The sequence below is a fragment of the Teichococcus aerophilus genome (genome assembly GCF_014490485.1).
GTDB lineage: Bacteria > Pseudomonadota > Alphaproteobacteria > Acetobacterales > Acetobacteraceae > Pseudoroseomonas > Pseudoroseomonas aerophila.
In genome coordinates this window covers 1-9,714 of record NZ_JACTVA010000088.1, presented here as the reverse complement: position 1 = coordinate 9,714, position 9,714 = coordinate 1, and the positions used below count along the sequence as shown (strand labels likewise).

Annotated in this window: 7 protein-coding genes and 1 pseudogene; 4 read left to right on the top strand and 4 right to left on the bottom strand. The window is 70.4% G+C overall.

Annotated features, from left to right (window positions below; translation table 11 throughout):
- From IBL26_RS24400 to dapF, 3 genes and pseudogenes are all read right to left on the bottom strand, one after another.
- Positions 1–642 (bottom strand): annotated as a pseudogene (locus IBL26_RS24400) (hypothetical protein); the annotation flags it as partial.
- A 4-nt stretch (positions 643–646) separates the two neighbouring features.
- Entirely contained in the window at positions 647–1,885 is a 1,239-nt protein-coding gene (gene mtaB, locus IBL26_RS24395; protein WP_187787111.1) for a tRNA (N(6)-L-threonylcarbamoyladenosine(37)-C(2))-methylthiotransferase MtaB, read from the bottom strand.
- Positions 1,882–2,721 (bottom strand): diaminopimelate epimerase, encoded by an 840-nt coding sequence (gene dapF, locus IBL26_RS24390; RefSeq protein ID WP_187787110.1) that lies wholly within the window; start codon positions 2,719–2,721, stop codon positions 1,882–1,884. The genes mtaB and dapF overlap by 4 nt, the downstream gene beginning before the upstream one ends.
- 496 nt (positions 2,722–3,217) lie before the next feature.
- Between dapF and rpmI the strand changes: the two genes are divergently transcribed.
- The 4 genes from rpmI (at position 3,218) to pheT (ending at position 7,596) form a co-directional block, all read left to right on the top strand.
- Positions 3,218–3,424: a 50S ribosomal protein L35 gene (gene rpmI, locus IBL26_RS24385; protein WP_187787109.1), complete on the top strand. Its 207-nt coding sequence runs from the start codon at positions 3,218–3,220 to the stop codon at positions 3,422–3,424.
- A gap of 15 nt (positions 3,425–3,439) precedes the next feature.
- Positions 3,440–3,811 carry a 50S ribosomal protein L20 gene (rplT, locus tag IBL26_RS24380; RefSeq protein ID WP_187787108.1) on the top strand — a complete coding sequence of 124 codons (372 nt, stop codon included), beginning with the start codon at positions 3,440–3,442 and terminating at the stop codon, positions 3,809–3,811.
- A 223-nt stretch (positions 3,812–4,034) separates the two neighbouring features.
- Entirely contained in the window at positions 4,035–5,117 is a 1,083-nt protein-coding gene (pheS, locus tag IBL26_RS24375; protein WP_187787107.1) for a phenylalanine--tRNA ligase subunit alpha, read from the top strand.
- Between the two features lie 4 nt (positions 5,118–5,121).
- Positions 5,122–7,596, top strand: coding sequence for a phenylalanine--tRNA ligase subunit beta (gene pheT / locus IBL26_RS24370; RefSeq protein ID WP_187787106.1), 2,475 nt, complete (start codon positions 5,122–5,124; stop codon positions 7,594–7,596).
- 477 nt (positions 7,597–8,073) lie between these two features.
- Here pheT and IBL26_RS24365 read toward each other — a convergent pair whose 3' ends face one another.
- Complete coding sequence (locus IBL26_RS24365) at positions 8,074–9,483, bottom strand: M20/M25/M40 family metallo-hydrolase (protein ID WP_187787105.1); 1,410 nt, start codon at positions 9,481–9,483, stop codon at positions 8,074–8,076.
- Positions 9,484–9,714: the final 231 nt, after the last annotated feature.

The following is a 9,714-nucleotide window of genomic DNA, read 5'->3' as shown; positions in this document are numbered from 1 at the left end:
TGGCGCGGGCGGCTCCCGCCCCGGCCCGGCCGGCGGCACCGGCTCTGCCGGAGCCGGCGGCGCTTCCGGCGGCTGCGGCTGCGGCTGCGCGGGCTGGGATACCGGCGGCTGCAAGGATGTCGGCGACGGTGTGAACGGCCGCGGCACCGGCAGGTCCAGCATCGGCGCCGGCGGGATTTCGACCGGGGCGACGAGAGGGGAACGGTCCAGCGTGGAAGGCGGCGGTGGCTCCTGCCTCAGGGCGGAAGGCATGGGCTGAGACGGGGCCGCGGAGGCACGCGGGTAGGCCTCGGCTGCCGGCACCGTGGTGGCCGGGCGCGGCGTGGCATAGGCAGGCGGCACGGAATGGGCCGGTGGGACCGATGCGGGCACCGGCCCCTGCTCGCCGTCCGGCGCGGGCTGGGGGTCGGAACGGGTATGGGCCGGGGCCGGCGGCGCGGGCACGTGCTCCGGCAGCGCGGGCGGCGCCGGCAGCTCCGGCTCCGGCGGCGGGCTGCGGGTCTCCAGCGGCGCGGGCGAGGTCGCGGCAGGGTGGGATTCGGCGGGGGGAGAAGCGGCGGGCGCGTCGTCCGGCAGGGCCTTCTCGGCCTCCTCCGGAATCGGCTTGCCGGTCAGTTTGGCCCAGAGGCTGCGCAAGGCCATGGCGTCAGGCCGCCTCGGCCAGCAGGCCGCGCGCATCGGCGCCGGTCACGCGGGCACGGACCACCCGGCCCCGCTCGCCGCTGCCGGAGACGAGGCGGATCTGACAGAAATGCTCGGTGTGGCCGGCATCGGGACGTTCCAGCAGCACGGCTTCCTCCTGGCCCATCCGGGCCGCGTAGAATTGGTTTGTGGCGGCGGTGCCGGCGGCACGCAGCCTGGCCGCACGTTCACGCCGCAGGGGGGGTGGAAGTTGCGGCATGCGGGCGGCGGGGGTGCCCGGCCGCTCCGAATAGGGGAAGACGTGCAGGAAATGCAGCCCTGCCTCGTCCACCAGGTCCAGCATGGCGGTGAAATGCGCCTCGGTCTCGGTCGGGAAACCGGCAATCAGGTCGGCCCCCAGGGCGATGCCGGGGCGCAGCGCCCGTGCGCGGGCGGCGACGGCCAGGGCCTGCGCCCGGCTGTGGCGCCGCTTCATCCGCTTCAGCATCAGGTCGTCCCCATGCTGCAGGGACAGGTGCAGGTGCGGCATCAGCCGCTGCTCCTCCGCCAGCAGGCGCCAGAGATCCTCGTCGATCGCCGCCGGGTCGATGGAGGACAGCCGCAGCCGCGGCAACCCCGGCACCAGCGCCAACAGGCGGCGGACCATCTGGCCCAGCGTCGGGCGGCCCGGAAGGTCGGGGCCATAGCTGGCGATGTCCACGCCGGTCAGCACCACCTCGTGGTAGCCGGCCTCCACCGCCGCCCGTACCTGCCGCACCACCTCCCCCATCGGCGCGGAGCGGGACGGGCCGCGGCCGAAGGGAATGACGCAGAAGGTGCAGCGGTGGTCGCAGCCCTGCTGCACCTCTATCAGTGCGCGTGCCCTGCCCTTGAACTCGGTGACGGCATGGGGCGTGACGCCGCGAGCCGTCATGACGTCCGAGACGGCCGTAGGCGCGCCGGGCGCCCAGCTTTCCGGCTTCAGCTTGTCGGCATTGCCGACCACCCGCGTCACCCCTGGCAAGGCCCCCCAGCGCTCCGGCGCGATCTGCGCGGCGCAGCCGGTGACGATGATGGGGGTGCCCGGCTGCTCCCGCGCCAGGCGGCGGATGGCTTGGGCCGCCTGCTTCTCGGCCTCGGCGGTCACGGCGCAGGTATTGACCAGCACGGCGGCGCCATGGCCTGCCTGGGTGGCGAGGTCCCGCATCGCCTCGCTCTCATACGCGTTCAGGCGGCAGCCGAAGGTCAGGACCTCGACGCTCATGCAGGCAGGGCGTCCCAGTCCAGCTCACCGGTGAAGGCGGTGGCCACCGGGCCGCCCATCAGCACATGGCCGTCCAGCCGCCATTCCATCTGCAGCGTGCCGCCGGGCAGGTCCACCCGCGCGCGGCGGCCGGTCAGGCCCCGGCGATGCGCGTTTACCAGCGTGGCGCAGGCGCCGGAGCCGCAGGCCAGCGTCGGCCCCGCGCCGCGTTCCCAGATGCCGACGCGGATATGGTCCGTATCCAGCACCTGGGCGAAGCCGATATTGGCCCGGGCGGGCAGCAGCGCATGGTGCTCGGCCTGCGGGCCGATGGCCTGCCAGTCCAGCCGGTCCAGGTCCCCCACAAAGAAGGTAACGTGCGGATTGCCCATCGAGCACGCGGCGGGGTCCGCCACGTCGCCGATCGTCATCGGCAGATGCGTGGTGTCCAGCTCCTCCGCCAGCGGCACGTCCCGCCAGCCGAGGCTGGGGGGGCCCATGTCGACGCGGATGCTGCCATCCGGCAGCCGCTCGCTGGGCAGGTTGCCGCGCACGGTGCGGACCACCACCTGGTCCCGCCCCGTCTCCGCCATCATCAGCGCGGCGATGCAGCGCGTGGCATTGCCACAGGCCTCGGCCTGCGAGCCATCCGGGTTCCAGATCCGCATGAAGACGTCGGCGCCCTCGCCCGGCGGCTCCAGCACGATGAACTGGTCGCAGCCGACGCCCCGGTGGCGGTCCGCCACGGCGGCGGCCCGCGCTGGCGTGATGGCGAGCGCGGCCAGCGCGCCATCGGCACGGGCATCCACCACCACGAAATCGTTGCCGAGGCCGTGCATCTTCCGGAAAGGGATCATGCCGGAGCATATGCGGCGCATTCCGATACAAATGAAGGGGGGACTCGCGGCTGTGGCGGGGCTGCAGGCCTTTGGGCGTTCCGGGCCTGGGCGAGGGTGGAAGGCCGGGGAAGGAAATCCCCGGGCCCCTTCTTCTGTTTCTGCGAGTCCGATGGCTGTTGAGGGATTCGGCTTTTCCGGGTCGGTGGGGGCCTATGGCCTCTGCGGCCGAGGGGTCAGCCCGTTTTGCCTTTGATTCAAATCGGGCTTCGCCCCTTGGTGCGGCGACTGGACCCTAGGCGCTATCCCAGACTCGAAGACAAAAGGTAGGGGTTCGGGGAAGTTCGCTCCCCCGACCTTTCCCAGGCTGCCCAGCCAAGCCGATGCGGCCTTGCCCCGATGGCCGCGATGAGGCTATACGCCGCCCTCTTCCCGCGCGTCCGGGCCTGTAGGGCATGCCCGGCCGTGGTTTCGTGTCCATCCGTACCGGTGGTCACCTCAGATTCAGGAGATCGAAATGCCCAAGATGAAGACGAAGTCGAGCGTCAAGAAGCGCTTCACGCTGACCGCCACTGGCAAGGTCAAGGCCGGCGCCGGCAACAAGCGCCACATGCTGACCGCCAAGACGAACAAGATGAAGCGGCAGAACCGCGGCACCTTCATCCTGCCGAAGCAGGACGGTGACACGGTGAAGCAGTGGATGCCGTACGGTTCGGCCCGGTAAGGAAGGATCTGACCTATGGCACGTGTTAAGCGCGGCGTAGTCGCCCACGCCCGTCACAAGAAGATCCTCAAGCTCGCCAAGGGCTATGTCGGTCGTTCCTCCACCGCCTACCGCCCGGCTCTTGAGCGGGTCGAGAAGGCGCTTCAGTACGCCTATCGCGACCGTCGCAACAAGAAGCGCGAGTTCCGCGGCCTGTGGATCCAGCGCATCAACGCGGCGACGCGTGAGCATGGCATGAACTATTCCCAGTTCATCGCCGGCCTGAAGGCCGCGAACATCGAGCTGGACCGCAAGGTCCTGGCCGCGATCGCGTTCGACGACGCCACCTCCTTTGCGGCCTTGGTCGAAAAGGCCAAGGCGGCGCTTCCGGCTCCCGCCGGGGCGTGATCTTCCAGTCCCGCCGGGCAACCGGGGGGACCAGGCAGAACAGAGCCGCCGCCGCCTGGGGGATCTCCCCCGGGCGTCTGGCGGCTTTTTTCGTATCAGAGCGCACTCTGTTCGCAAGCGTTCGCTAAACGCGCTCTAAACCTTTGTTTGATAGCGTGATTCACGCCTTTCGGTGATTCCACCCCAGGCGATCACGCTCTAGGGCAAGACGGGACCGCAGACGATGTCGGACGACCTCGCCAGACTTCAGGCTGACACCGAGGCCGCGCTGGCCGCAGCCACCGACCCCCGCGCGCTGGACGCGGTGCGGGTCGCGACGCTGGGCAAGAGTGGGGCTCTGACGGCGCTGCTGAAGGCGCTGGGCGGCGTTCCGCCCGAGGAACGCAAGGAACGTGGCGCCGCCGTGAACAGGTTGAAGGCGACGCTGGAGGCCGCGATCGAGGCCCGCCGCGCCTCATTGGACGCCGCCGCGCTGGAAGCGCGCCTGGCGGCCGAGCGGATGGATGTCTCCCTGCCCGCACGCCCCTTCCCGCCCGCCGGGCCGGATGCGGGCGCCATCCACCCCATCGCCCGCACCATCGAGGAACTGACGGCGATCTTCGGCACGATGGGCTTCGCCGTCGCCGAGGGGCCGGATATCGAGGGCGACTGGTATAATTTCAGCGCGCTGAACATCCCCGACCATCACCCGGCGCGGCAGGACCACGACACCTTCTACGTGCCGGCTGGCCCGGATGGCCGCCGCCCGGTGCTGCGCACCCATACCAGCCCGGTGCAGATCCGCACCATGCTGGCGCAGGAGCCGCCGATCCGCGTGATCGTCCCCGGCCGTACCTATCGCGCCGACCATGACGCCACCCACTCCCCCATGTTCCACCAGGTGGAGGGGCTGCTGATCGACAAGGGCATCACGCTCGGCCACCTGAAGGGCTGCCTGATCGACTTCCTGCGGGCGTTCTTCGACATCCGCGACCTGCCGGTGCGTTTCCGTTCCTCCTACTTCCCGTTCACCGAGCCCTCCATGGAAGTGGATATCGGCTGGAACCGAAAGACCGGCGAACTGGGCAAGGGCGGCGACTGGCTGGAGATCCTGGGCAGCGGCATGGTGCACCCGAAGGTGCTGGCCAATTGCGGCATCGACCCGCGCGAGTTCCAGGGCTTTGCCTTTGGCATGGGCATCGAGCGGATCACCATGCTGAAGCACGGCATCCCCGACCTGCGGCCCTTCTATGACAGCGATGTGCGTTGGCTGAAGCACTACGGCACCAGCCCGCTCTCGCCTGCGTCCCTCGCGGAGGGGGTGTGATCCGATGAAATTCTCCCTGAGTTGGCTGAAGCGGCATCTGGAGACGGATGCGACGCTGGAACAGATCAGCACCACCCTCTCGGCCATCGGCCTGGAAGTGGAGGGCATCGAGGACCGGGGCGCCGCCCTGGCCCCGTTCCGCATCGCCCATGTCATCGAGGCCGTGCAGCACCCGGATGCGGACAAGCTGCGGGTCTGCCAGGTGGACATCGCCGACGGCACCATCCGCACCATCGTCTGCGGCGCGCCGAACGCGCGGACCGGGATGAAGACCGTGCTGGGCCTGCCCGGCGCCGTGGTGCCCGCCAATGGCATGGTGCTGAAGGTCGGCAAGATCCGCGGCGTCGAGAGCCAGGGCATGATGTGCTCCTCGCGCGAGCTCGGCCTCGGCGACGAGCATGACGGCATCATCGACCTGCCGGCGGATGCGCCGGTGGGCCAGCCCTACGCCAGCTGGGCCGGGCTGGACGATCCTGTCATCGAGATCAGCGTGACGCCGAACCGGGGCGATGCACTCTCCGTCCGCGGCGTGGCGCGAGACCTGGCGGCGGCGGGCCTCGGCACGCTGAAGCCCTTCGCGCCGGCGCCGGTGCAGGCCGCGTATCCCTCGCCGCTGGCATGGTCGGTCGATGATCTGGCCGGCTGCCCCTGGGTGCTGGGGCGCGCAGTGCGCGGCGTGAAGAACGGCCCCTCCCCCAAGTGGCTGCAGGACAAGCTGGTCTCCATCGGCCTGCGCCCGATCAACGCGCTGGTCGACGTCACCAACTGGTTCACCTACGACCTCGGCCGCCCGCTGCACGTCTTCGACGTGGCGAAGGTGAAGGGCGACACGCTGGTCATCCGCCGTGGCCGGGAAGGTGAGAGCTACCTGGCGCTGAACGGCAAGGAGATCAGCGTCACGCGCGACGATCTGGTCATCGCCGATGATGGCGGCGTCGAGTCGCTGGCCGGCATCATGGGCGGCGAGCATTCCGGCTCCGACCTCGGCACCACCGAGGTATTCATCGAATGCGCGCTGTTCGACCCGGTGCAGATCGCCCTCTCTGGCCGCCGGCATGAATTGCGCTCCGACGCGCGGCAGCGCTTCGAGCGGGGTGTCGACCAGGCCTTGCCGCCCGCCGCGCTGGAAGCAGCCACCGCGCTGATCATCGAGCTGTGCGGCGGCGAGGCGTCCGAAATCACCGCCGCCGGTGCCGAGCCGCAGTGGCAGCGCACGGCGCATCTGCGCTTCGAACGGATCGCCGGCCTCGGTGGTTCCTCCATCACGCCGGACGAGGCGGTGGAAGGGTTGGAGCGGCTGGGCTTCTCCGTGGCATCGCGCGACGAGGCCGGCGTCACCGTCAACGTGCCGTCCTGGCGCAACGACGTGGCCGGTGGCCAGGGCGGCCTGGCGCAGAGCCCCGAGCTGGCACCGGAACGCGCCGCCAAGGCCGCCGAAGGCTGCGCGGCGATCGAGCCGGAATGCGACCTGCTGGAGGAAGTGCTGCGCCTGCGCGGGCTGGATGCGGTGCCGCCGGTCTCCCTGCCCGTGCCCTCCCCCGTGCCGCAGTCGAGCCTGACGGCGCGGCAGACGCGCACCAGCCTCGCCCGCCGGGTGCTGGCAGCGCGCGGCATGCTGGATTGCGTCAGCTTCGGCTTTCTGGATGACAAGACGGCGGCGCTGTTCGGCGACACCCCGGCCTCCCTGCGGCTGGAAAACCCGATCGCCGCCGACCTCAACCAGATGCGCCCCACGCCGCTGGCCAGCATCGCCCTGGCCGCCGCCCGCAACATCGCGCGCGGCTACCCGGATGTGGCGCTGGCGGAAATCGGCGGCGCGTACCGCGACATCACGCCCGCCGGGCAGTTGACGGTGGCCGCTGGCCTCCGCACCGGCTTCACCCCGCGCCACTGGTCGGAACCCGCGCGTGCGGTGGATGCCATGGATGCCAAGGGCGACGCGCTGGCGGTACTGGCTTCCCTCGGCGTGCCCACCGCTGCGCTGAGCGTGGCGGCGGAAGCGCCCGGCTTCTACCACCCGGGCCGTTCCGGCGTGATCAAGCAGGGCCCTAAGACGGTGCTCGCCACCTTCGGTGAGCTACACCCGACGCTGCGCGGGCAGCTGGACCTGCCCGGCCCCGCCGTGGCGTTCGAAGTGTTCCTCGACCTCGTCGCGGACCCGAAGAAGCGCAAGAAGGCGGTGCCAGACCTGCCTGCCTTCCAGCCGCTGAAGCGGGACTTCGCCTTCCTGGTGGATGCCACCGTACCGGCCGAGAACCTGGTGCGCGCCGCCCGCGGGGCGGAGCGTGCCCTGATCACCGACGTCGCGTTGTTCGACCGCTACGCGGGCGAGCGGCTGCCGGAGGGCAAGGTCTCCCTGGCACTGGAAGTGACGCTGCAACCGCGCGACGCCAGCCTGACGGATGCCGAGATCGAAGCGGTGGGGGCGAAGATCGTCGCCGCCGTGACGAAGGCGACGGGGGCGACGCTGCGGGGGTGAATGGGCTGGGGCCGGGGCCAAAAGGGGCTCCGCCCCTTCTGGACTTCCCAGCTGGGGTGACAGGGTCACCCCAGACCCCGACGATCGTTTTCATTTTCCGCATGGTGGTGCGCCGGGGGTCAATGACCCTCGGCGACTCTGGGCCAGTGCGGCAGCCTTTTAGGATGATCTTGAAAACGCCAAGTTCAGCGTAGCGCTGAGCTCTTTGGGCAGAACACGCTGGGCGCTCAGAGACCGTTTGGAAGCTCTGCTGGGTCGGTCACGGCGGGCTTCTCCGCGTCAGCTTTGTCGGCAGCTTGGCCAAATGTCCCTGCATTCGGCCCGCACCGCCTCCGCGCTGGCACGAAAATCCCGGCAGCGCCCTCAGCCGCCAGAGGTTTCAAACAGCCTTTCAGAACCCCGAAAAACTGACAGCGGGGTCCGGGGTGGACTTTCCACCCCGGCAGGGTCCAGGGGCAGCGCCCCTGGCCAGCCCCATCACCCGCGCCGCGGCGTGCCGCCTTCCCCCAGATCCCACCACATGCCGGCGAAGGCGGCGATGCCTTCGCGGGCGGGCGCGATCAGGAAGTGTTCGTCCGGCCCATGCTGCTTGCAGCCATTGTAGCTGTGCGGCACCCAGACCAGTGGCACGTGCAGGTGGTCGACGAACACATCCCCCGGCAGGCCGCCGCTGCTGTTGGGGATGATCTGCACGCGCTGGCCCAGCGTCTTCTCCATGCTGGCCTGCGCCCAGCGCACCCAGGGATGGTCCGGCGCCGTGCGGCTGGCGGGCATGCGCAGCCCGGCATTCTCGATGCGCACCACGTCCAGGCCATGGATGTCGAGGTGATGGCGGAGCGACGCCTCGAAGGTCGCCGGGTCGCTATCCACCGTGTAGCGGATCTGGCAGTGGGCGACGGCATCGGGCGCCACGGCGTTGACCGGGTTGGCCGGCACGCCGCTGGTCATGGCCAGGACGATGAAGCTGTTCCAGCCGTAGATCTTCTCAGCGGCGGTCAGGTTGGGCTCGCCCCACTCCGCGTCGATGGTCGCGGCGGTGCCGCCGCCGCCGACGGGGCAGTCCTTCAGCACGGACCGGATGGCGTCCGGCACGCCGCCCAGCCCGTCCGAGGGCAGCCACTTCCGCACCAGGATCTTGCCGTTGCGGTCCATGATGGTGGAGAGCGCGTGGGCCAGGATGATGGCCGGGTCGGCGGTCAGGCCGCCCCAGTGGCCAGAATGGACGCCGCCCTCACGCAGGCGCACGGCCAGGTCGAAATGGAACGTGCCACGGGTGCCGCTGGCCAGGGTGGGCAGGCCGGGCTCGACGCGCGGGCCGTCCGAGGCAATCAGCGCATCGGCAGCCAGTTCCTCGGCATGGGCGGCGATGAAGTCGCGCAGGCCGATGCTGCCGCGCTCCTCCGCCATTTCCAGCACCACCTTCACGTTGGCGCCCAGGCGGCCGCCGCGCTCCTCCAGCACCGCTTCCAGCGCGGCGAGGTTGAGGGCGTGCTGGCCCTTGTTATCGGCGGTGCCGCGGCCGTACCAGCGGTCGCCCTGCTCAGTCAGCTGCCAGGGGTTGAGGCCGGCGGACCACTGCGCCTCCAGCCCCGCGACGGTATCGCCGTGGCCGTAGAGCAGCACGGTCGGCAAGGCCGGGTCCTCGATGCGCGTGGCGGTGAGGATGGGGCCGAAGCCGTCGACCGGGTTGGCGTGGATGCGGCTCTGGAAGCCCAGGCGCTCCAGCCAGGGCTGGATGCCTTCCTGAAGGTAACGGTCCAGGTCCGCGCGGTGCGCGGCTTCCTGGGACGTGGAGGGAATGGCGACCAGACTGCTCAGCAGCGCCTTGAAGCCACCCTCATCGAAGAATTTTCGTGCGCGCCCGACGGCAGCTTCCCGCGTGGCCATGAGGCCTCCCTTGACGAATCACAGCTCGGACCTGCGGCGGCCATTTTGGCCACCCTGAAGGGGGCGTAGAATGATGCCGCCGGCGTGATGCGTCGAGAGGTTGAGCTTAGGTTTTTCGCCTTTGGCGGCGGGTCGCGGCCGCAGGGTTCAGCGGGTGCGAACCGGGCCGCCGCCACCCCCGCCGCCGCCACCGGCCAGGCCCGAGCCCAGCAGCGCGCCGGCCGCCGCCGG

Coding starts and splice junctions, on each gene's coding strand:
- mtaB (WP_187787111.1), bottom strand. CDS start 1,885: ATGAGCGTCGAGGTCCTGACCTTCGGCTGCCGCCTGAACGCGTATGAG.
- dapF (WP_187787110.1), bottom strand. CDS start 2,721: ATGATCCCTTTCCGGAAGATGCACGGCCTCGGCAACGATTTCGTGGTG.
- rpmI (WP_187787109.1), top strand. CDS start 3,218: ATGCCCAAGATGAAGACGAAGTCGAGCGTCAAGAAGCGCTTCACGCTG.
- rplT (WP_187787108.1), top strand. CDS start 3,440: ATGGCACGTGTTAAGCGCGGCGTAGTCGCCCACGCCCGTCACAAGAAG.
- pheS (WP_187787107.1), top strand. CDS start 4,035: ATGTCGGACGACCTCGCCAGACTTCAGGCTGACACCGAGGCCGCGCTG.
- pheT (WP_187787106.1), top strand. CDS start 5,122: ATGAAATTCTCCCTGAGTTGGCTGAAGCGGCATCTGGAGACGGATGCG.
- IBL26_RS24365 (WP_187787105.1), bottom strand. CDS start 9,483: ATGGCCACGCGGGAAGCTGCCGTCGGGCGCGCACGAAAATTCTTCGAT.